19 protein-coding genes and 1 pseudogene are annotated in these 20,918 nt (G+C 58.3%); 6 read left to right on the top strand and 14 right to left on the bottom strand.

Annotation, left to right across the window (positions count from 1 at the left end; all coding sequences use genetic code 11):
- Nucleotides 1-9 precede the first annotated feature (9 nt).
- From ACP7AL_RS23715 to ACP7AL_RS23695, 5 genes are read right to left on the bottom strand one after another with little or no spacing between them, the layout of a single operon-like run.
- Nucleotides 10-789, bottom strand: a complete 780-nt coding sequence (locus tag ACP7AL_RS23715) for an enoyl-CoA hydratase-related protein (protein ID WP_425994826.1) — start codon at nucleotides 787-789, stop codon at nucleotides 10-12.
- Nucleotides 779-2,059 (bottom strand): CaiB/BaiF CoA transferase family protein, encoded by a 1,281-nt coding sequence (locus tag ACP7AL_RS23710; protein ID WP_425994824.1) that lies wholly within the window; start codon nucleotides 2,057-2,059, stop codon nucleotides 779-781. Before ACP7AL_RS23710 ends, ACP7AL_RS23715 begins: the two co-directional genes overlap by 11 nt.
- 31 nt (nucleotides 2,060-2,090) lie before the next feature.
- The gene (locus ACP7AL_RS23705; RefSeq protein ID WP_425994822.1) at nucleotides 2,091-3,086 is read right to left on the bottom strand and encodes an NADPH:quinone oxidoreductase family protein; all 996 of its coding nucleotides are present in this window, start codon (nucleotides 3,084-3,086) and stop codon (nucleotides 2,091-2,093) included.
- Nucleotides 3,087-3,095: 9 nt separating this feature from the next.
- Nucleotides 3,096-4,208: a CaiB/BaiF CoA transferase family protein gene (locus ACP7AL_RS23700; protein WP_425994820.1), complete on the bottom strand. Its 1,113-nt coding sequence runs from the start codon at nucleotides 4,206-4,208 to the stop codon at nucleotides 3,096-3,098.
- A gap of 17 nt (nucleotides 4,209-4,225) precedes the next feature.
- Complete coding sequence (locus ACP7AL_RS23695) at nucleotides 4,226-5,845, bottom strand: class I adenylate-forming enzyme family protein (protein ID WP_425994818.1); 1,620 nt, start codon at nucleotides 5,843-5,845, stop codon at nucleotides 4,226-4,228.
- Nucleotides 5,846-6,069: 224 nt separating this feature from the next.
- Between ACP7AL_RS23695 and ACP7AL_RS23690 the strand changes: the two genes are divergently transcribed.
- On the top strand, nucleotides 6,070-7,722 hold the full coding sequence (locus tag ACP7AL_RS23690) for a sigma-54 interaction domain-containing protein (RefSeq protein WP_425994816.1): 1,653 nt from the start codon (nucleotides 6,070-6,072) through the stop codon (nucleotides 7,720-7,722).
- Nucleotides 7,723-7,769: 47 nt separating this feature from the next.
- On the opposite strand, the gene ACP7AL_RS23685 is transcribed toward ACP7AL_RS23690, so the two are convergent.
- Nucleotides 7,770-8,987: an ABC transporter substrate-binding protein gene (locus tag ACP7AL_RS23685; protein ID WP_425995189.1), complete on the bottom strand. Its 1,218-nt coding sequence runs from the start codon at nucleotides 8,985-8,987 to the stop codon at nucleotides 7,770-7,772.
- A gap of 357 nt (nucleotides 8,988-9,344) precedes the next feature.
- On the opposite strand from ACP7AL_RS23685, the gene ACP7AL_RS23680 reads away from it, so the two are divergent.
- On the top strand, nucleotides 9,345-9,821 hold the full coding sequence (locus tag ACP7AL_RS23680; protein ID WP_425994814.1) for a MaoC/PaaZ C-terminal domain-containing protein: 477 nt from the start codon (nucleotides 9,345-9,347) through the stop codon (nucleotides 9,819-9,821).
- Between the two features lie 95 nt (nucleotides 9,822-9,916).
- Here the strand turns inward: ACP7AL_RS23680 and ACP7AL_RS23675 are convergent, their stop codons facing one another.
- From ACP7AL_RS23675 to ACP7AL_RS23650, 6 genes are all read right to left on the bottom strand, one after another.
- Nucleotides 9,917-10,867, bottom strand: a complete 951-nt coding sequence (locus ACP7AL_RS23675) for a Bug family tripartite tricarboxylate transporter substrate binding protein (RefSeq protein WP_425994812.1) — start codon at nucleotides 10,865-10,867, stop codon at nucleotides 9,917-9,919.
- A gap of 110 nt (nucleotides 10,868-10,977) precedes the next feature.
- Nucleotides 10,978-12,123, bottom strand: a complete 1,146-nt coding sequence (locus tag ACP7AL_RS23670; RefSeq protein WP_425994810.1) for an acyl-CoA dehydrogenase family protein — start codon at nucleotides 12,121-12,123, stop codon at nucleotides 10,978-10,980.
- Between the two features lie 30 nt (nucleotides 12,124-12,153).
- On the bottom strand, nucleotides 12,154-13,326 hold the full coding sequence (locus ACP7AL_RS23665) for a thiolase C-terminal domain-containing protein (RefSeq protein WP_425994808.1): 1,173 nt from the start codon (nucleotides 13,324-13,326) through the stop codon (nucleotides 12,154-12,156).
- Complete coding sequence (locus ACP7AL_RS23660) at nucleotides 13,326-13,742, bottom strand: Zn-ribbon domain-containing OB-fold protein (RefSeq protein ID WP_425994806.1); 417 nt, start codon at nucleotides 13,740-13,742, stop codon at nucleotides 13,326-13,328. Before ACP7AL_RS23660 ends, ACP7AL_RS23665 begins: the two co-directional genes overlap by 1 nt.
- Nucleotides 13,739-14,581, bottom strand: a complete 843-nt coding sequence (locus ACP7AL_RS23655; RefSeq protein WP_425994804.1) for an enoyl-CoA hydratase/isomerase family protein — start codon at nucleotides 14,579-14,581, stop codon at nucleotides 13,739-13,741. Before ACP7AL_RS23655 ends, ACP7AL_RS23660 begins: the two co-directional genes overlap by 4 nt.
- Nucleotides 14,582-14,598: 17 nt before the next feature.
- Nucleotides 14,599-15,414, bottom strand: coding sequence for an SDR family oxidoreductase (locus ACP7AL_RS23650; protein ID WP_425994802.1), 816 nt, complete (start codon nucleotides 15,412-15,414; stop codon nucleotides 14,599-14,601).
- Nucleotides 15,415-15,729: 315 nt separating this feature from the next.
- Here ACP7AL_RS23650 and ACP7AL_RS23645 point away from each other — a divergent pair, with 315 nt between their 5' ends.
- Nucleotides 15,730-16,941: a CaiB/BaiF CoA transferase family protein gene (locus ACP7AL_RS23645; RefSeq protein ID WP_425994800.1), complete on the top strand. Its 1,212-nt coding sequence runs from the start codon at nucleotides 15,730-15,732 to the stop codon at nucleotides 16,939-16,941.
- A gap of 41 nt (nucleotides 16,942-16,982) precedes the next feature.
- On the opposite strand, the gene ACP7AL_RS23640 is transcribed toward ACP7AL_RS23645, so the two are convergent.
- Nucleotides 16,983-17,999, bottom strand: a complete 1,017-nt coding sequence (locus ACP7AL_RS23640) for a Bug family tripartite tricarboxylate transporter substrate binding protein (RefSeq protein ID WP_425994798.1) — start codon at nucleotides 17,997-17,999, stop codon at nucleotides 16,983-16,985.
- 172 nt (nucleotides 18,000-18,171) lie between these two features.
- On the opposite strand from ACP7AL_RS23640, the gene ACP7AL_RS23635 reads away from it, so the two are divergent.
- From ACP7AL_RS23635 to ACP7AL_RS23625, 3 genes are read left to right on the top strand one after another with little or no spacing between them, the layout of a single operon-like run.
- On the top strand, nucleotides 18,172-18,411 hold the full coding sequence (locus ACP7AL_RS23635; protein WP_425994796.1) for a hypothetical protein: 240 nt from the start codon (nucleotides 18,172-18,174) through the stop codon (nucleotides 18,409-18,411).
- A gap of 19 nt (nucleotides 18,412-18,430) precedes the next feature.
- On the top strand, nucleotides 18,431-18,838 hold the full coding sequence (locus tag ACP7AL_RS23630) for a tripartite tricarboxylate transporter TctB family protein (protein WP_425994794.1): 408 nt from the start codon (nucleotides 18,431-18,433) through the stop codon (nucleotides 18,836-18,838).
- Between the two features lie 6 nt (nucleotides 18,839-18,844).
- A complete protein-coding gene (locus tag ACP7AL_RS23625; protein WP_425994792.1) occupies nucleotides 18,845-20,338 on the top strand; it encodes a tripartite tricarboxylate transporter permease in 1,494 nt (497 codons plus the stop codon).
- 209 nt (nucleotides 20,339-20,547) lie between these two features.
- On the opposite strand, the pseudogene ACP7AL_RS23620 reads toward ACP7AL_RS23625, so the two are convergent.
- Nucleotides 20,548-20,799: pseudogene (locus tag ACP7AL_RS23620) on the bottom strand (integrase core domain-containing protein); the annotation flags it as partial.
- Between the last annotated feature and the right edge of the window lie 119 nt (nucleotides 20,800-20,918).

Here is a 20,918-nt window from a genome sequence, read left to right as displayed (position 1 = left end):
GGGCCGCCATCATTTTCCGAATTTGCTGGCGTCAGGCTTGCGACGTTCGCCGAAGGAAGCGGACAGTTCGTGGCTTTCGTCGGTGTCGAGATAGGGACGAAGCAGCAGGTCGTGCGACACCCGCGCGAGGCCGGAGACGCCCCCATGCCGTGCATTGAACGCCCCCTTGATCGAGGCCAAGGCAAACGGACCACGGTCGGCGACCTCAAGCGCGAACTTCCGTGTCTCTTCCTTCAACTTGTCGTCCGGCACGACCTTGTTGATGAGACCGATCTCGAGCGCTTCGCGAGCGGAGATCTTTGGGTTGCGGTACCACATCTCCTTGGCCTTCTTCTTGCCGACGAGATCCTCGAGATACCAGGTGCCGTAGCCCGCATCGAACGACCCCATCATCGGGCCGACTTGGCGGAAAACCGCGCTTTCCTTGGCGATGGTGAGATCGCAGACCACCTGCAGCACGTTTCCACCGCCCACCGCAAAGCCGTTGACGCTGGCGATCACCGGCTTCTGAAGACGGTCGATCGATTCATACATTTCGAGCGTCGGAAGAACGCCGGCATAGAGAAGCGTATCTTCCATTCCGTCCTTCCGGCCGCCGATGCAGAAGAACTTGTCGCCCGCCCCGGTAATCACGATGACCCTGGTGCGTGTTTCGCGGCGGATGTTGTTGATGCAATCGCGAATCTCGTGACACATCGTGACGTTGAACTTGTTGCCGTCGTCCGGCCGGTTCAGCGTGATTGTTCCGATCGGACCGTCTTCCTCATAGATGATGGTTTCAAACGTCATGAGCTTTTCCTCGGGTTATGAGATGATTTGAAAGTCTGGCGCGTTCGGCGTCATTCAAACCGAGCATGTCCTGAAGGACAGCGTGGGTGTGTTCACCGAGACGCGGCGGAACGGCGCGGGGTGAATTCGACATGCCATCGACATGAATGCCGGTGCCCACTTGCGGCACTACACGATCACCATCGACGATCTTGTAAAACAGGCCTCTGTCCAACAGCACCTCATCGGCCACGACCTGATCGACACGATTGATCGGGCCCGATGGAATCCCTGCGGAGCAAAACAGCGTTAGCCAGTGAGCGCGAGGCTTCTCGCGCAGGATCCTTCCGATACGGGCGACAATGTTTTGCCTCTGCTGTCTGCGATCCGCATTGGTTCGCAGACCCGGCTCGTCGATAACCTCCGGTTGACCGACCGCCCGCCAGAAACGCTGCCAGAGATTGTCGTTACCAAGCGCAAGCGTGATCGGATCATCCGCGGTTTCAAATGCTTGATAAATCGCGATGACACTGTCTTTTCCGCCCGACCGGGTCGGAACCTCCCCAGACCCCAAATAAGGCATGATGCGGCACGACAGGAACCGCGTCATGGAGTCGACGAGCGCAATGTCGATCACGTGCCCCTCGCCGGTTCGCTGTCGCGAAAACAGCGCCGACACTGCCGCGAAAGCAGCGTCCTGCCCGGCAAGCATATCAGCGGCCGGCGCGCCTATCTTTTGCGGCTCGCCACCGGCGTCGCCGGTGATATCCATAATGCCTGAATAACCCTCAGCGATGAGATCATAACAGGTCCAATCCGCGCGCGCGCCCTTCAGACCGAATCCCGTGATCGAGACGTAGATCAGATCGGACCGGATCGATTGCAAAGATTCCGCATCGACTTTCAGCTTGCGCGCAACGCGCGGCGGCAGATTGACGACGACGACATCAGCCAGACGAACCAACCGATGCAGGATATCCAGACCATCCGGCTGCGAATAATCGAGCGCGATACTCTTCTTGTTGCGGTTGACACTCAGGAACCAAAGCGACTCTCCGTCGAGGAATGGAGGCCCCCATGCACGGGCGTCATCACCGCCGCCGGGACGTTCGATCTTGAGAACCTCCGCTCCCATGTCGGCAAGCAGCATCGTCGCCGACGGCCCCGCGACCGACGTCGTCAGATCTACGACCTTTACACCATCCAGCAGATTGAACCCCCGTGCCAATGACCTCGCCGGCAGAGCGGCGATCGGTTTGGGTTTCGCAGCGGACGGGTCAGGGGATTCCATTGCCATTTCTTCTTGTTTCGTACGCACGGCGTTACATCGCGTCCATGACGACGACCGCTTTCCCACGCACCTTGCCTTGAGCGATCAAATCGAGGGCCACCGGAAGTTCCTTAAACGGGTATTCTTTCATCAGATGCGGCCTGACCGCGCCTGCCCGCCAGAGCCGGAAAATATCGGCCTGCACCTCCTCGACGCGCTTCGGGGTCCGATCGCGGTAGTCACTCCACTGGAGTCCGCAAACGCTGATGTTCTTGAGCAGGAGGTAATTCACTTTAAGGCTCGGAATTTCACCCGCCGCGAAGCCGATGACGACCAGACGGCCACACCACGCCATGGCGCGCAGCGCAGCGCTGAAGAACTCTCCTCCAAGCGGATCAAGCACGATGTCCGCGCCGGCACCGCCTGTTGCCGCATGCACTTGTGCGCGCAGGTCATCCTTTATGTCGGGGCCGGATACGTCGATCACATGGTCGGCGCCGTTCGCCTTCACAAATGTCGCCTCTTCAGGCGTGCGAACCGCCGCGAGGACACGTGCACCAAGCCCTTTCGCAATCTGGACCGCCGCAAGGCCGATGCCTCCCGCAGCGCCGCCCACGAGCACCGTCTCGCCCTTGCGATATTGTCCGCGATCGACCAGGGCGAGATATGCGGTCTGATAGACCAGCCCCATCGCAGCAGCCTGCGGAAATCCAAGCCCGTCTGGCAGCTTGAACGTCTGCTCCGGCGTCACCAGCACGTGCTCCGCGAATGCGCCATGCTCGACGTGGCACAAGACTCTGTCGCCCACAGCGAACTGCGTGACATCCGGACCGACCTTCAACACCACTCCGGCGAGGTCCTTTCCCGGCGTAAAGGGGCGTTTGGGAAGCACCTGATATTTCCCGGAGACGACCAGGACATCCGGAAAGTTGATCCCCGCGGCCCGCATTCCGACGAGAAGTTGACCTTTGCCCGGGACCAGATCGCCGATCTCGTTCAATTGAAGTGAGGACGGATCGCCGTGCTCTACGACTTGATAGGCATGCATCGGAATTCCTTACTCGGCGAGAAGCTTTGCGGTGTCCGCACCAAGGCGCGGCGGCAGATTGGTGGATTTGGAGCGAAAGACTGCGGCGACCGGAAGCGGTAGCGCGGGCAAAGTCTTTCCCGCGATATTCAAATTCCGGTCAAAGACTTTTCTCGCCGCAAAATGCGAATCAGCCACGGCCTCTTTCAGATGCGCGACGATGGAGCAGCAGACATCGTGACCATCAAATTCTGCTCTCCACTCCGCGGCCGACTTTCTCCTGATAATCGCGGCGACGGCTGCAATGGCAGCCTCGGGATCGGCGTCCGGGTTTCGCATCTCTTGCGGAAGCCCGATGATCGAGCAGAAATTGTTCCAGAACTTTTCTTCGATCGGCGCGGCGGCCAGATATCGCCCGTCCCCCGTCGCATAAATCTGATAGCGCGGGCTGCCTCCCGTCACGAGCGCATCGCCGCCGCCGGGCCACATGTCGGCACTGAAGCCATTTCCCATGCCCCAGTAGGCGAACGGCAGAAGATTTTCGCCCATGGCGATATCGAGATAGGAGCCTTCGCCGGTCTGATCGCGATGCCTGAGAGCCAGGAGGATATTCATCACGGCGGGATATGCGCCTCCCGCGATATCGGCGACCAACACCGGGGGCAGCACCGGTGCTCCATCGCTACCCGCGCTCAATCCGAGAATCCCCGCCTCGGCCATGTAGTTCAGATCATGAGCGGCGACGAGTGCCTTTGGCCCGCTCTGCCCCCAACCCGTGATGGCGCAGTAAATCAACCGGCCGTTGATCCGTTTGAGATCGGCGTACCCAAATCCCAGGCGATCCATGACGCCCGGACGAAACTGCTCGATGACAATGTCGGCTTGCTCGATCAAGGGGCGCAAGCGCACAAACGCATCGCCTGCCTTCAGATCAATCGCGATACTTTCCTTGCCGGCGTTGAGAAGCGCAAAGTTGACGCTGTCCTCCCCGATCTTCGGCTCATAGCTGCGCATCTCGTCCCCGCTGCCGGGACGCTCGATCTTGATGACCTGCGCACCGGCTTCCGTCAGCATCAAACCAGCGAGTGGCCCCGGCAGGAGCGTGCTGAAATCGATGACCTTAATATTCTCAAGAGGACGCATGGCTGACTTCGCTATTCTCAAGCCGTCTTTGCGACGATCTCATTTCTGATTGGCACAGGCTGCAAATCCCCGCGCCGGACTTGAAGAATGAGTTCGCGCTTCAGGATCTTTCCGCTCGCGGTCAGGGGAAACTCGTCGACCCGCAGGAAATATTCGGGAACGTCGTATTTGGAGAGCCCCTCGCGTCTTAGATGATCGATCAGTTCCTGGGCCTCGACCGCGCCCGAGACCGCGATGCAAACGCGCTCGCCCAGCCGATCATCCGGCACGGGAAACGCGGCGACGCGGCCGGCATCCTTGTGACGCACCGCGATGTCTTCGATGTGCGAGGGATAGATGTTATGGCCGCCTCGAATGATCAGGTCTTTCAGACGGCCCTCGATGCGCAGATTGCCCTTGTCGTCCATGACGCCGAGATCGCCCGACATGAACCAGCCGTTGCTATTGAAGCTGTTCTCGGTTGCGGCCTGGTTGTTGAAATAACCAAGCATCAGCGCGGCACCTCGCCCGCCGATTTGACCGACCTCACCCGCACGCACTTCCCGGTCGGAATCATTCGGATCGAACAGTCGAACCTCATAGGCTTGGCCACCCCGGCCGCACGACCCCACGATGGTTTCCGTGGCGTCGGACGGATGAGTGTACTGATGGGATGAGTTCTCGGTCATTCCGTAGACGTTTTGCGGCTTAACGCCCTGCTTAACGAATGCCATCGCCACCGATGGCGGTATTGGAGCTCCCGCCATGTAGAAGATCGAGACATTGCTGAGGCTATTGCGACCAAGCCTCTTCTGCTCGGCCAGAATATCCATGGCGTGGGTGGGAACGCCCAAAACATATGTCGCACCGGTCTCTGCAATCCAATCAAGCCGGTTCATCCCCGCCGGTGGATCGTCCGTGACGAAGCGACCGCCGGTTAAAAGCCACTGCGCCACCCCGACCCAGGCGATATGATGGGATATTGGCGACAGCGAAAGCAGCACGGTGTCAGGACCGTGGTTCCAGTCACGAACAAGATCGCGTGCATTTGCAAGCAACGTGTTGTCCGAATGCATCACACATTTCGGAGATCCGGTCGTTCCGGACGTAAATGCGAGGTAAGCGATCTTGTCCGGGTCCGAGCAAGGCGGCGTGGCATTCGCAGCAGCGGCTGGAAATCCCTCCGGCGTATACACGACCTTCAGGCTCGGTATGCGGACCAGCATCGCGTCGAGATCAACCTGCGATCGATCCGCACCCCAGCCCGGCTCCGTCAGGAAGGCCCGCGCGGACAGCGACGACAACAGCTCGACAACCTCCGCGCACGTGTAAGTCTTGTGGAGCGAAGGGTTGCAAGCCAGACCCTCACGCGCGCAGGCCAGAAACATGACAATCGATTCTGCGCGGTTGGACATCCAGATCGAAACCCGATCGCCGCCCACCAGCCCATATTCCCGAAGACTGGCCGCAACGCCATCGACCCATCGCAGAAGCTGCGACCATGACAGCTTGCGCTGGCCATCCTGCAAGGCAATCGCATTGGGTCGCTCTGCAGCGTGCTTGGTCAGCAAGCTGTAAAACGTGTCGGTGCGCCAGGTTCCGCTCTCGTAGTATTGCTTGGCGGTCACCGGATGATGAAGGGTGAGGAACGGTCTCATGAGCCTCTCGCAATGCAGCAAAGTATCTGCGGCGGAATGATCGGATTGGCTCTACAAGAGCAACAGATGTGCCAGCCCGAGCATCATTGGTGGTTTGAGCGAATTAAGCCGGATTCCACCTTCAATGGCTTGGTATGGAAAGTCCTCCGTGTCTTTCGTGGCAACAAATGTCCTTGCGATGACCTTATCCTCATGCTGATGTGTCCTCAAAAAGGACAGAGGAAATGCCTGCAACAACGAACTTCGCAGTGGCCGGAGTCGTCGTGATCGACGCTACAAATCGCCCGGTGATGACCGTCGGCATAGGTAGCGATCCGCGTGTCAAGTCACTGGCCACAGACAAGATGTGGATGGGCGATATCCGCAATCAGCGTCTGACGACCCTAAATTTGGATCGTAAAGTTTTTACAGTTCTGCTCGTTCCCATGGAAGAAGGCGAACTGCTTGTCTTCAGCAACGCTCCTGGAGACGCGCTCCTTAACTTCATCGGGAGCGTGGATTTCGCGTGGGATATTTTTCAGCATCTGCTGACCGATCCGTTTGATGGAATGACGGTCGTGGATAAAAATGCCCACCTCGTCTACGTTTCCCCCATTCATGAAACATTCTTCGGCCTCAAATCCGGAGACGGAATTGGTCGACCGGTCGAGCAAGTCATCGACAATACCCGGCTGCACGAAGTCGTTGCTTCCGGAAAAGCAGAAATCGGCTCCATCCAGCGCATGCGCAGATCTGACCGCGTCGTCTCCCGCATTCCAATTAAGCGCGATGGCCAGATAATCGGCGCCATCGGACGGGTCATGTTCAAAGGACCTCAACAGCTGGAAGCGCTCAGCCTTCGGGTCAAAGCTCTCGAAGGAGAACTTGAGTTCTATAAACGCGAGACCGAAACCTTGCGATCCCGCGACTACGGATTAGAGGCGATCATCGGCGGGAGCAGCGCAGTGCAGCGGCTCCGAGCGCAGATCATCAAGGTCGCTCCACTCGAAATCCCTGTACTTATTCGCGGAGAAAGCGGCACGGGCAAAGAGCTCGTCGCACACGCCCTTCATCACCTCAGCCCGCGCCGCGACCGTTCGATGGTCAACGTGAATGCTGCAGCTCTTCCAGCCAATCTCGTGGAATCTGAACTGTTCGGCTACGAGGCGGGGGCTTTTACAGGAGCCGACAAAAAAGGACGCAAGGGCAAGTTTGAGCAAGCTGAAGGTGGCACGATCTTCCTGGACGAAATCGGCGACACGCCCCTTGAGGTTCAGGCAAAACTCCTTCGCGTCCTGCAGGATCGAATTGTGGAGCGCGTCGGCGGAGATCGTCCCCGAGCCGTCGATTTTCGTCTTGTTTCAGCAACCAACAAGGACTTGCAAGCCTCGGTTGAGAGCGGAGTCTTTCGACTCGATCTGTTCTACCGCATCTCGCCGATTGTCATCGAGCTTCCACCGCTACGCGAGCGAATTGAAGACATACCTTTGCTGGCGACGAAGTTTCTGCATGACATTGCATATCGGCACGCCAGGCCCGTACCGGATATCAGCCCAGCAGCGTTGGCTGAGCTGGCCGAAAGGCCGTGGCCTGGCAACATTCGTCAGCTTCAGCATGAGATTGAACGCGCCTTTGTTTTTTCTGACGGCGTTACCATCGGCGTAGAGGATCTATCCCAAATGCCCGCGCGCTTAGGCGCGGCGGCGCCTCCCACAGCGCCGCGAGATGTTCAATCCCGCGACCTCAAGAACGTCATTGCTGAGCTTCAGAACGAGCAAATAAGGGAAGCTATTTCGGCATGCGGCGGGAACAAGAAGAAAGCCGCTGCTCTCTTGGGAATCTCACGTTCATTTCTGTACAAGAAACTCACCGAAATGGGCGAAATTCACGATGCCTGAAATTGCCGGGCGGACGAGAGAGCATTCCTCGTCCGCCCGATCGACTGTTACTTCTTGATTAGCGGACATTCACTTTCCGAGAGTGGCCGGAAGGCCTGCTCGGCCGGAATGGTCGCGACGACCTTCATGAGATCCCACTCGCTTTTTGACTCTGACGGCTTCTTGGCCTGAAGCAGATACATATCGCGCATCATTCGACCATCTTCGCGAATGCTCCCGTTCTTGGTCATAAAGTCATTGACGGGGATCTTCTTCATCTCAGAGATGACCGGCTTGGCTTCGTCCGTTCCCGCCGCCTTAATCCCCTTTAGATAGTGCATCGCGGCGCTGTAGATCCCGGCCTGGAACATTGTCGGAGGCTTGCCACCGTGACGTTCCGCGAAACGCTTGGCGAAGGCGCGTGTTTCGTCGTTCTGATCCCAGTAATACGCTTCAGTAAAGAGCAAACCCTGGGCGTCTTTAAGTCCGATCGAGTGAATGTCAGTAATCAACACCAGAAGACCGGCCAACTTCTGCCCTCCGGCAACAATACCAAAGTCAGATGCATTCTTGATCGTGTTGATCGTGTCAGCACCAGCATTGGCAAGACCGATCACTTGCGCCTTGGACGACTGAGCCTGGAGCAGGAACGAAGAAAAATCCGGCGAATTCACCGGAGCACGAACGGAACCTACCACTTTTCCGTTGTTCTGCTTCACAATGGCTGCGGTATCGCTTTCAAGCGACTGTCCGAATGCATAGTCAGCCGTGATAAAAAACCATGAGTCGCCACCGCCCTGTTTCATGGTCGCTGTCGCGGTACCTTTCGCCAGCGCATAGGTGTCGTACACCCAATGAATCCCATTGGGTGAGCACGCCTTCCCCGTCAATGCCGTTGATCCGACCGACGTCGCAATCGAAACCTTGTTCTTTTCCTGGGCGATACCCTGGACAGCGAGAGCGACGGCCGAGGTTCCGAGACCGAAAATGGCATCGACCTTTTCAACGTCATACCATCGGCGTGCGATCGCACTTCCGACATCCGCCTTGAGCTGCACGTCAGCGGAAACAACCTCGATCGGCTTTCCGTTGACCTTGCCGCCGAAGTCCTCGACAGCCATCTTGACCGCGACAACATCGCCCGGCCCCTGAATATCGGCATAGGGTCCCGACATATCGTCAAGAACGCCGATCTTGACGACATCATCCGAAATTTGTGCGAAGCCGGAGCCTGGCGCCGCGACAATCCAGATTGCAACCATTGCTGCCGTGACAAGAATTCTCATGCTGTAACCTCCCGTTCGATCCGAACGAAGCCACAGCAAGTTTGATGCCAGTCCTAAAAACCGGAAATCTCTGACGTTTCCAGGCGGCAACCGCCCTTAACTGACCTCGCCAAGGACACGTGTCTTTCCCATCAACACACGAATGCCCGAAGGCCCCGGCTGGCCTGCGGCGGCCGGCCCAGAAACGCGCGTCTCACAGTCATGCTTGCTGCGGCGCACGCACAATTTCCATCAATCTCCGGTCTCACCGACAGCCGTCATTGCCGAGCCAGGATCGGGCGCTCACGCACTCTTCGGCGGGAGCATTGGCACATAGTTTGCTGACTCTTTTTGACCAGCAGTGAGGAAACGACGACTATGAATCAGCCCCGCGGGATGTACTTCGAGGACTTCGAGGTCGGGAAAGTTTTGGTCACCCCGGCCCGAACTGTAACGTCCACCGACATCGTAAACTTCGCCTGCCTGTCCGGCGACTTCAACGAGGTTCACACCAATTTCGAATACTGCCGTAATACTCAGTTTGGTGAACCGATTGCGCATGGCCCGCTCATCTATGCGATCGCGGGTGGCCTGACCTATGCGAGCGGGATCAACGACGGCACGCTTCTGGCGCTTCTTGAAATTGCCAGCTGGCGCATCCTCGCGCCGGTCAAGCACGGCGATATGATCCGCGTCTATGCGACCGTGACTGCAACACGTGCCTCGTCCAAACCTGATCGCGGCTCGGTTACGCTCCAGCGCAGCATCCGGAACCAGAATGACGCGGAGGTGCAGCAAATGACCGCCACGCTTCTGTATCGCCGGCGTCCGCAAGGCGATACCAAAGGCGACTAAGATCATTCAGATCGTTATCGGAGAATTGGCGGCCTGGCAGAACCTGCGCCGCCAACTCTTCCGTCACAGCCAAAAGATTCCCTCGGGCTTTCGAGCTACTCCACCTTGATGCCAGCCTCTCGAATGAGCTTTCCCCAGTCGTCCGTTTCAGACTTGAGAAATTCGCGCAGTTCTTCAGGACCACCTGTCATCATGGTTACGCCACGCTCGGCAACCTTGGATCGCAACTGATCGTCTTCCGTCGCAATACGCAAGGCGTTCGCAAGCCTGGCGATGATCGGCTGCGGCGTTCCCTTCGGAACGAAGAGCGCCTGCCAGAACACGCCCTGCACTCCTGGCAAGGTTTCCGCAACGGGAGGCACGTTCGGCAGAAGCGCCAAGCGCTTGCTCGACGTAACTGCGAGAATACGACCGGCCCCCTGCTCCGAAACGGGAACGGCATCAAGCGGCGTCGCGAAGGTGGCATCGAGCCTGCCGGCCAGAATGTCGACGATAGCAGGTGCTGCACCCTTGTAAGGGATATGCATCAGTTGCACGCCGGCCCGCCGACTGACCATTTCGAGGATCAGATGGTTGACCGCCCCGTTTCCAGAACTGGCGACGTTGAGATGGCGGGGCTTTTCCTTCGCATAGGCCAAGAATTCGGCGAACGACCGGGCGGGCACATCTTTGCTCGTTAAAAGAACGAACGGGGTCTCATATGCGAGCCCGATCGGATCCAGTTCGACCATCGGATTACGCGGCGTAAGCGACGGCTGTAAACTTGGATTGATGGCAAGGCTCGTCGTCCCCATCAACACCGTATAACCATCAGGCGGCGACTGCGCGACAAACGTCGCAGCGAGCGAAGCGGCCGCACCGACCTTGTTTTCAACGACGATCGGCTGGCCAAGTTCGCGGCTCATCCGCTCGCCCAGCATGCGCGTCATCACATCCGTCAATCCACCGGCCGCATATCCCACGATCAACCGGATCGGGCGAACGGGATATTCGGACTGAGCATGTGCGCCGCTGCTTGCGACGCCAATGAACAATGCGACCAGCAAACCAATAGAACCCAGACTTTTTCTTGTTAATCTCACAAACTTCCCCCTTTAAATCGACCTGGCTCTCCGGACGATCTCATGCACATCCCGATCCGCAGAACTCCTCGCAATCAGAGCCCCATTTCTTTCGCGACCACATTACGCAGTATGTCACTGGTACCTCCGCCGATCGGGCCCAGACGCGTATCCCTGAATATGCGCTGCATATCGCCCTGCACGTAGCCGCTGCCAGCGAGAATGGACATTCCGAGATCGGCGACCTTCCACGCATTTTCGGCGGCAACTGTCTTTGCGGTTGCGGTCTCCATCAAGGCGTCGACACCCGCATCCAACATATCAGCGGTGTGAAACGTCATTGCACGCGCCGATTCTGTCAGCATTTGCATCTCGGCAAGCCGATGCGCGATGACCTGATACGCGGTGAGCGACTTTCCGAAAGCCTTGCGTTCCTTTGCAAACGCCTTTGCGATTTCGATCACCTTGAGCGCCTGCCCTCCGCTTGCCGCCGCGAGCACCAAGCGCTCCATGTTGAGTCCTCGCATCAGAATCTTCCAGCCCTCGTTTTCCACGCCCAACAGGTTCGTCGCAGGGACGCGCACCTCATCGAAGAACACTTCATTGATCAACGTAGTGCGGCTGCCCAATGGATCGAGATTGCGAACGTGAATACCGGCTGACTTCGCATCGACAAGGAACATGCTGAGGCCCCGGCGGCCTGCGTCCGGATTGGTCTTTGCACTCACCACCATGAGGTCGGCGACATGGGCATTGGTGATGAAGACTTTCTGGCCGCTGATGATGTAGTGATCGCCATCACGCACCGCGCGGGTACGAATTCCCGCCGCATCCGAACCGCTTGACGGCTCCGTGTAGCAAATCGCCATCTGGATCTTGCCGGCAATGATCTGTGGGATGTAGGCGCGCTTGTGCTCCTCGCTGCCTGCATGACGTAGCGCCGTTCCCCCATAGATGGTGGGCCCTAGATAGGCCGTAGAGAGCCCCTTGTGATGATAGGCAAGCGCCTCAAGCAGGACGGTCAGATCCCTGTGCGAGCAATTGGCGCCACCATACTTCTCCTCGAACGGGAGCGCGAGCCATCCTGCGCGAGCCAGTTCAGTGAACGCTTCACGGGGATAAGCAGAACGCGCTTCGTGATCGTGGATCGCTTCGCCTGGAAACACGCGCTCAAGCAGACGAAGAACATTGTCGCGCATCAGCACCTGATCTTCGGTAAACCCGAATGTTTTATAAGGCACTGCTTTATACCTCCGTCTTTTTCCGATTTATCAATTGCGATCGCGGCCAAGGATCAACGTGCAGTGCGAGGACATGATGCCGCCTTCGCTGTGCACCAGGGCGACATCGTGCTTGTTGACCTGACGATTTGCGCATTCGCCTCGCAATTGACGCACGGATTCGATGACACCGAACAGCCCCCCGGCGGCTCCCGCATGCGCATGTGACAGCATTCCACCATGCGTATTGATGGGAAGGCGCCCGTTAAATGCCGCATCGCCTGCGGCAAACAGCGCCCCACCTTCGCCGCGTTCGCACAGGCCCAGTTCTTCCGCTTCGATGATCGGCACGATGCTGAAACAGTCATAGAGCTCGGCGAAATCGATGTCTTTCGGTCCAAGTCCAGCCATGGTATAGGCACGACGTCCGGATTCAATCGCGCCAAACTCGGTCAAGCTGGGCGCGGCAACCAGATGCTCATGAGTATGGTGCTCACCCACGCCGAGCAGCCACGCCGGGGCCTTCGGCCGATCCCGTGCGAGATCCGGATGCGCGACGACAATCGCGCCGCCGGCGTCTGATATCAGGCAGCAATCGAGCACCCCGAGGGGATCGGAAATTCTCTTCGCATTGAGGACGTCGTCGATCGAAATCGGAGTCCGCATATGGGCATTCGGATGCATCACCGCATGCTGTCTTGACTGCACGGCGACGGCCGCCATCTGTTCCGGGGTCGTTCCGTATTCATGCATGTAGCGATTGGCGACCATTGCATAGAGAGCCGGAATGAACGCGCCGTAGGGCGCTTCAAAATACGGATGGCCGACAGCGGCAAGCGCCGTTACGGCCTCGTCACGTGACAAGCCGGTGGCACGGTTTTCTCCGGCACAAATCAGCACGGCCCGGCATCGGCCGGCGGCGATCGCAGCCGCGGCATGACCGATCATCGCAGCCGGTGACGCGCCGCCCACGATAACGGACGCGCAGAATGTCGGCTTGAGCCCAAGGTATTCCGCCAGAACGGAGCCGAGCATGAAATAGGGCTCGGTGAAAGAATATGCGGTCAACAAACCGTCGATGTCGCCAGGCTTGAGGCCGGCGTCGTCGAGCGCACGTTTCGCCGCCTGCGCATTCAAGCCGAGGCCCGTCATATTTGGAACTTTGCCGATGTCGGATTCGCCTACTCCGACGACGACGGCGCGATTACGAAGACCTTCAGTCATCACGTGCTCCCCGCTGAAATCCGGAACTGAGGGACCGCGCCGTTGTCACGCACCTCAAAAGTAACCTCCACCGCCTGTCCCATGCGGGCCTGCTCCGCATTCGGCCCTACAATATTGGTGAGCATCCTCGGTCCCTCCTCAAGATCAATAAGGGCGACCACATAAGGGACCTTCTCGCGAAATGCCGACGATGGCGCGCGACGGACCGTCGTGACAGCGTGGACAGTCCCCCGGCCGCTTGCCTCCACCCACTGCGTCTGATCGGACCAGCAGGTCGGGCACAAATAGCGGGGAAAGAACCGCTTGAGGCCACACGCGCCGCACTGCTGAAGTACGAGTTTGCCTTCGCGCGCCGCCTGCCAATAAGGCGCGCTATCCGCGTTGATGGCCGGCATGGCGAGTTCGGAACTGCTCACTTGGCTTTCTTTCTGGCGCGCGCCGCTTTGACAAATGTTTCCCGTTCGGATGCAGCCGCAAAGTCAGGCTTCTTCTTGTTTATCAGCCCATCAAGACCCGCCTGAAATGCCTGGCTGGTGAACGCGAGCGATTGGCCGAGATTCTCGAACGCCATCATGTCGTCGAGCGAACTCTCGAACGTCCTGCCCATCAGCCATTTCGCCAATCCCATTGTCTCGATCGGCCCATTCGCGAACGCATGCGCGCGCTTGAGGCATTCCTCGTCAAGACGATCATCCGGCACGACGGCGGAAGCCACACCATTTTCAACGGCTTCCTTGCCGCTCCAGGTCTTGTTTTCGAATATGAACGTGCGTGCGCGCGCCAGTCCGATCAGGCGCGGCAGGTTGTACATCACGCCGATGTCCGGAATGACACCGAGCCGGAAAAATCCCGCCATGAACTGCGCGCTTTCCGCTGCAATGATCGTATCGCCAACAAGAGAAAGTCCGAAGCCGCCGCCAATGGCATAGCCATTGACGCCAACCACGACAGGCTTGCGGAAGCGGATCAGCGCCGTCAGCCATTGTGCCGTTCTGTTGAAGCGGGCATGCGTCGACCACGGATCCATTTCATTCTTCAGCATCGGCAAATCGCCGCCCGCGCAGAACGATTGTCCGCTCCCCGTGAGATAAACGGCACGGCAATCGGCGTCAGTCTCGAGCTCGTGAAACGTCGCGGCAATCGCATCCCGCATAGCCTGAGTCATGGAGTTTCGATTTTCATCGTTCGCCAATCGCACAATGGTGACTGAACCATCGCGGGTCACTTCAACAGGTGCCGTTTCTTCTTTGCCCATGTGACAGGATCTCCAAATTATGATTTGCGCGAGCGAGACGATGTGGCCTTGAACTGCCGCCCACCGTCCACGACCAGATCCGTGCCGTTGACGTACAGCGCCGCCGGAGACACGAGATAGGTCACAGCCGCTGCGATTTCGTCAACGCGCCCGAAACGGGCAACCGGCACTCTGTCGAGCTCAGCTTCGGCCCGATCGGTCTCTTCATGGATCTTCCGTGTGCCAACAGTATCGGCAATAGGCCCCGGCGCGACCGTGTTCGACAGGATATTCTTCGGGCCCCATTCGAGCGCGAGCGTCCGCGTCAATGACTGAATGCCGGCTTTCGCCGCCGCGGCCGGGGCGCATCCTGGCCAGCCGCCCCACGCGTATGCGGTGATAATATTCACGATGCGACCGACATGAGGAGAAGCCGACAGATACGAAAATCCCGCACGACAACAGTTAAACGTGCCGTTCAGATCGATATCGACCACAGTCTTCCAGCCGTTGGGCGAGAGCTCTTCGGTGGGGCAGGCGAAATTTCCAGCGGCATTGTTGATCAGAATATCGATCCCGCCCCAGCGATCGGCTGTCTGCTTCATCGCAGCATCAACGGCATCGTAGTTCCGCACATCCGTTACAATGCCGAGCGCTTCACCCCCTGCGCTCTGCAAACTTTTTGCTGCCGCCATCACGACATCCTGCTTCCGGCTGGCGACAGCGACGCGCGCGCCTAGCCGTGAAAACATTTGCGCGATGCCAAGCCCGATGCCCGTTCCACCCCCGGTGATGAAGGCGGTTCGCCCTGCGAGCATCGCAGGGGCAAAGATTGAAGAATTGATTTCGCTCATCGGTGTCTTGCTGTGGCTGTTGCCCGCGTCGCTATGCAAGGCGCGTACCATGTGATGAAAGCTCAACCGATTTGATTGAACGCCACGCGCGACGGGCATTTATGACCTGCTCACAGACAATGCGCCGGGCGCTCTGTCTGTGATGAGGACAGTGCGCACTGCAACACAGACCGTATCCTACTCTGCCGTTCGATCACGGCGTGGCACACATCTTGCGAGCGGGAGAGATCACGTCCCCGACCTTGGACGGCTTCCATTCGGGTCCATCCACGATCCCCTTTCCATTGACCAAAAGCCAAGGCAGGCAAGCCAATCATGAGCATCGCATCAAAAACCAAACACGGCCCTCTTCAAGGCATCAGGATCGTCGATTTGACGGCCGTGATCATGGGTCCTTATGCGATGCAGGTGATGGCCGATTTCGGGGCCGAAGTGATCAAGATCGAATCGCCCGAGGGCGACATCATGCGTCACGTCGGCAAGAACGGCGACCGCGCTATGGGTCCGATCCACCTGACCCTGAATCGCGGAAAGCGTCACGTTGCACTCGACCTGAAAAAGCCTGAAGCACGCGACGTGCTGGCGAAGATTATCGGAAGCGCAGACGCGTTCGTGCATGCGATGCGGCCGAAGGCCATTGAGCGCCTTGGGCTCGACTATGCGAGCGTGAAAAAGATCAAAGGAGACATCGTATATTGCGGTGCGTATGGCTACACGGCGGATGGCCCCTATGGCGATGAGCCGGCCTATGACGACCTGATCCAGGAACTATGCGGAATCGCCGATATCGCGTCCCAACTGGCCGGCGAACCACGCTTCTTTCCCACGGTCATCGCAGACAAGGTCTGCGGTCTGACGCTTGCATACGCGCTGCTTGCAGCTCTGCTGCACAAGCAGCGGACCGGAGAAGGCCAGCAGATCGAGGTGCCCATGTTTGAAACCATGGTGCAGTTCCTGATGGTCGAACACCTTGGCGATTGCACCTTCGGACGCAATGAGGAGATTGGCTATGCACGCGTGCTATCGCAACTCCGGAAGCCCCACCGCACGACCGATGGATACGTCTGCGCACTTCCCTACAACGACAAGAACTGGCGGGACTTCTTCAGGATAGTCGACCGCGCGGATCTTGCAGCCGATCCTCGCTTCTCGAGCCAAAGCGCGCGGAGCAAGAACTACGAAGTCCTTTACAGCCTGCTCGGCGAGATTCTGGCTACGCAGCCGACGGGGTACTGGCTGGAAAAACTGCGGCCTGCCAGTATTCCGGTTGCGCCCGTGCTGGGTCTCAAGGCCTTGCTTGACGATCCGCATCTCAACGCGGTGAACCTCTTTCAGACCGTCCGTCACCCAAGCGAGGGGCAAATCACCGCAATTCGCTCGCCCATCGCGTTTTCAGCCACGCCGGCCGGAATGGGAAAACCTGCGGGAGTGATCGGCGCGGACACCCTGGATGTGTTGCAGGGGTTTGGATATTCCTCCAGCGACATTGATGCGCTGGTTGCGAAGGGAGCAGTCATGGTCGAATAGACCGCTCCCCTCGCATCTTCAACGGAGCTACGCGCATGAGATCAGTCGAGCTTGGCTCCCGATTTCTCCACGACGGCCTTCCAGCGAGACGACTCATCTTTGGTCACTTTGTCCATCTGAGCTCCGTTCTGCGTCTGCGGCTGGATGCCCAGCGTGGCGAACCGCTCCAGGAGCTTTGGGTCGGCCATAGCCTTGGTTGAAGCGGCATAAATCTGCTCCACCACGGCGTCGGGCGTCGAGGCTGGAACGACGATCCCGTACCATGCTTCGTTTGTGATTTGCGGAAAGCCCTGCTCGGCGACTGTCGGGACATCCGGAAGCTGCTTCATTCGCTCAGGCGACGTAACGGCAAGGAGCTTGATAGCCCCCTTTTTGTGTTGCTCGATCATCGCAGGGATGCCATCGATCAGCGTGTCGACTTCGCCCGAGATAAGCGCCTGAAGGGCCGGCCCATTGCCGCGATAAGGCACATGAATGGAGGTGACTCCGGCTTCGCTCTTGAAGACCTCAGACATCAGGTAACCGGTCGTGCCCACGCCCGGCGAAGCGGTACGAATATTTGTTCGCGTCTTCATAAGCGCAACCAGCTCTTTCAGATTGTTGGCCGGCACGCTTGGATGTACCGCAAACCCGCTCGGCATAAGACCAACGACGGAAACCATCTTGAAGTCCTTGTCGGGATCGAAGCCCTGAGACTTGTACAGCCATCGATTGATCGACAGGATGCCCGGCGTGACCATCAAGATAGTTTGCCCGTCTCCCGCGGCTTGCGCAGCAACGGCCGCGCCGACGTTGCCGCCCGCACCGCCTTTATTTTCGACCACGACCGCTTCCTTGATGACGCCACGCAAGGCCTCACCGTAAGCCCTGCCCAGCAGATCGGTCTGACCGGCTGCCGGAAACGGAATAATGAGGCGAACCGGGCCCTTCGGCCACGTTTCCGCGGATGCGACGCCCGCAAAGAGCGTCAGCCCCAAGCAAGCTGCGATGGCTCGCTTCAACTGAACATTCATTGACTTCCCTCCCTCGGTTTCATTGAGCGAGCGTTGCTTCGGCAAACCCCGCCAAGATAACCCGCAGCAGCAAGTGCCGTGCCATGCAGAAAATTTCTCCTGTCAGGCTGTCACCTTCAACGTCCGGGAGGCCAGCGAGATATCCAGATGGCCAAGGTGTTCGCGCCGACAACACGACTGTCCTCAACGGCGTCAACTTGCTCGCGATTCACTTGCGATGCAGCAAATCCTGTCTCACCGCGCGATTAAAGAGATTAAAGACATGCGCGGCAAGCGATTTGATCGCCAAACCGGGAACATCGCGCAAAGCGAAGCACCGCTGGCGCGACAATCGCCTACGGCATGGAAATTGCTCACTGCCATTGTCAGCACCACGGCAGAGAACAATAACCTGCCTTCCACGACACCGAAAACCGCGAGGGAGTTCTCGTCAGATGAGGCCTTCACCTATCAGTGATGTTGACGTGCTGAGCGGCATGATCTTCACCGGCCTGGGCGTCGGCGTTCTGTACATGTCCACCAGTTACGACTTCGGCAACATCGCTCGTATGGGTCCGGGTTTCTTTCCCTGCATCCTCGGCGCGCTCCTTGCCGTTCTCGGCCTGGCCATAGCCGCACGCGGCTTCATTGCACCACGTGCGAAACTACAAATCGAAAGGCTAAGGCCTATCGTCGCCATCGGAGGGTCTCTGGTGGCGTTCGGCTGGATCATTCCGCGCTTCGGCTTTGCACCGGCTGTGATTGCATCCTGTCTATTGGGAATGGCTGCAATTCAGCGATCCTCTTTCAGGGAAATGATTCTCCTGCCGATTCTGCTATGCGCCTTCTGCTCCATTGTCTTCATATACGGGATCGGGCTGGCGATCCCGCTCGCAAAGTGGTGAACGCGGATGCTTGACAACCTCGCTCTTGGCTTTTCGGTTGCAACCACTCCGGCCAATCTCGCTTTTGCCTTTCTTGGCTGCCTTTTAGGAACGCTCATTGGCGTGCTGCCCGGCATCGGCCCTGTGGCGACCATGGCGATGCTGTTGCCGATCACCTACAGCCTGTCGCCGGTCGCCGCGCTGATCATGCTTGCAGGCATTTACTATGGCTCGCAGTATGGCGGTTCAACCACCGCGATCCTTCTCAATCTCCCGGGTGAATCCAGTTCGGTTGTCACTGCGCTTGATGGTCACGCCATGGCACGCGACGGCCGAGCCGGCATTGCGCTGGCGGTGGCGGCTATCGGCTCCTTCGTCGCTGGTAGCTTTGGAACGCTGGCTCTGGCCGCCTTTGGCCCTGTTCTCGCCGGTGTCGCGCAGAAATTTGGCGCACCGGAATATTTCTCTCTCATGCTGTTCGGACTTGTTTGCGCAACGCTTCTCGCTGCCGGCGATTTCGTCAAAGCGATTGCAATGGTCATCGTCGGCCTGCTGATGGGAATCGTCGGGACTGATGTCAATTCCGGTGCATCACGGCTCACATTCGGCGCGACCAACCTGTCTGAGGGAATCGACTTCGTTATCGTTGCTTTAAGTTTCTTCGGCCTTGCGGAGGTGATCGGAAATCTCGTCCAACACGGCGATCAGCACGGCACTGTGAGCAAGGTGGGGCGGCTTATGCCAAGCGCTGCCGATCTGCGTGAAGCTGCCCCGGCCATGGCGCGGGGCACCATCTTGGGCAGCATCCTCGGCCTTCTGCCCGGCGGCGGTGCCGTGTTGAGTTCGTTCGCTTCCTATATGTTTGAAAAGCGCATCTCCAAAACCCCGGAACGCTTCGGGCGCGGCGCGATCGAAGGAGTTGCCGGACCGGAGTCCGCCAATAATGCCGGCGCACAGACCTCCTTCATCCCCTTGCTCACGCTCGGCATTCCGTCGAACGCCGTCATGGCCCTCATGATGGGAGCGATGATGATTCAGGGTATCGCACCGGGCTCTGCTGTAATGGCAACGAATCCGACGTTGTTCTGGGGAATGGTCGCCAGCATGTGGATCGGCAACCTCATGCTTCTCATCATTAATCTCCCGCTGGTCGGTCTTTGGGTGAAACTGCTGAGCGTACCGTACCGGATTCTCTATCCCTGCATCGTCATGTTCTGCTGTATCGGTCTCTACAGCCTGAATACGAGCTCTTTCGACGTCTATCTCGCCAGCGCCCTGTCGGTGATCGGGTACGTTCTGATAAGACTTGGCTGCGAGGGAGCACCGTTGATTCTTGGATTTATTCTCGGCCCATTGCTGGAAGAAAATCTGCGCAGGTCCCTGGTGTTGTCACAAGGAAGCCCGAGCATCTTCATCGAGCGCCCGATAAGCGCGACGTTTCTCGCCCTCATCCTCGTGATGCTTGCGCTTTTCCTGCTTCCGTCTGCTCGCAAGCAGCGCGAGGAGGCATTCCAAGAATAAGAGTTCCGGCGTCACCGCACCTACGGCGGAATTATGCGCTCCAAGCGCCACCGTTGCTCGCCGAGATCTGCATCGATCGCGGAAGCAAAGCTGGCTTGACCGCTTACAGCCATAGGAAATGCCGTTGATATGAAGTGGCATGGCCAGATTTTTTGAGTTTCTTCCGTTCTGCCGCAAGAAAACTGACCTGCTCCCCAACTTGCCCTCGTTTATAAGGAGAGTCTGTTCTGGTTATGGCCCTGATGGGGGCGTGCTGCGAACTCGGTAGGTGTGAGCCCGTTGAGGCTCGTGTGTGGTCGGTTGGTGTTGTAGTCGATCCTCCAGTCTTCGATGATCCGTCGTGCCTCGTTGAGGTTGGCGAACAGGTGTTCGTTGAGGCACTCGTCGCGCAGGCGACCGTTGAAGCTCTCGACAAAGCCGTTCTGCATCGGTTTGCCCGGTGCAATGTAGTGCCACTCGATTGACCTGACCGGGCTTTTTTAGACCAAGCATTGTGAGAGAATGTCTTGGAAAGGAGCTTTGGAATGCCGAAGAAGAGGTTCAGCGCGGAGCAGATTGTGGTGGTGCTCCGTCAGATCGA

Origin of the sequence: Afipia sp. DC4300-2b1 (assembly GCF_049895725.1) — a bacterium.
In the GTDB taxonomy this organism is placed as follows: domain Bacteria; phylum Pseudomonadota; class Alphaproteobacteria; order Rhizobiales; family Xanthobacteraceae; genus Afipia; species Afipia broomeae.
Note: the sequence above shows the minus strand (reverse complement) of the source record. Positions and strands in the feature narration are given on the sequence as shown.

Bases quoted from the DNA above. Each gene is read 5' to 3' on its own strand.
- ACP7AL_RS23715 (WP_425994826.1), bottom strand. From the start codon at position 789: ATGACGTTTGAAACCATCATCTATGAGGAAGACGGTCCGATCGGAACA.
- ACP7AL_RS23710 (WP_425994824.1), bottom strand. From the start codon at position 2,059: ATGGAATCCCCTGACCCGTCCGCTGCGAAACCCAAACCGATCGCCGCT.
- ACP7AL_RS23705 (WP_425994822.1), bottom strand. From the start codon at position 3,086: ATGCATGCCTATCAAGTCGTAGAGCACGGCGATCCGTCCTCACTTCAA.
- ACP7AL_RS23700 (WP_425994820.1), bottom strand. From the start codon at position 4,208: ATGCGTCCTCTTGAGAATATTAAGGTCATCGATTTCAGCACGCTCCTG.
- ACP7AL_RS23695 (WP_425994818.1), bottom strand. From the start codon at position 5,845: ATGAGACCGTTCCTCACCCTTCATCATCCGGTGACCGCCAAGCAATAC.
- ACP7AL_RS23690 (WP_425994816.1), top strand. From the start codon at position 6,070: ATGCCTGCAACAACGAACTTCGCAGTGGCCGGAGTCGTCGTGATCGAC.
- ACP7AL_RS23685 (WP_425995189.1), bottom strand. From the start codon at position 8,987: ATGAGAATTCTTGTCACGGCAGCAATGGTTGCAATCTGGATTGTCGCG.
- ACP7AL_RS23680 (WP_425994814.1), top strand. From the start codon at position 9,345: ATGAATCAGCCCCGCGGGATGTACTTCGAGGACTTCGAGGTCGGGAAA.
- ACP7AL_RS23665 (WP_425994808.1), bottom strand. From the start codon at position 13,326: ATGACTGAAGGTCTTCGTAATCGCGCCGTCGTCGTCGGAGTAGGCGAA.
- ACP7AL_RS23655 (WP_425994804.1), bottom strand. From the start codon at position 14,581: ATGGGCAAAGAAGAAACGGCACCTGTTGAAGTGACCCGCGATGGTTCA.
- ACP7AL_RS23650 (WP_425994802.1), bottom strand. From the start codon at position 15,414: ATGAGCGAAATCAATTCTTCAATCTTTGCCCCTGCGATGCTCGCAGGG.
- ACP7AL_RS23645 (WP_425994800.1), top strand. From the start codon at position 15,730: ATGAGCATCGCATCAAAAACCAAACACGGCCCTCTTCAAGGCATCAGG.
- ACP7AL_RS23635 (WP_425994796.1), top strand. From the start codon at position 18,172: ATGCAGCAAATCCTGTCTCACCGCGCGATTAAAGAGATTAAAGACATG.
- ACP7AL_RS23630 (WP_425994794.1), top strand. From the start codon at position 18,431: ATGATCTTCACCGGCCTGGGCGTCGGCGTTCTGTACATGTCCACCAGT.
- ACP7AL_RS23625 (WP_425994792.1), top strand. From the start codon at position 18,845: ATGCTTGACAACCTCGCTCTTGGCTTTTCGGTTGCAACCACTCCGGCC.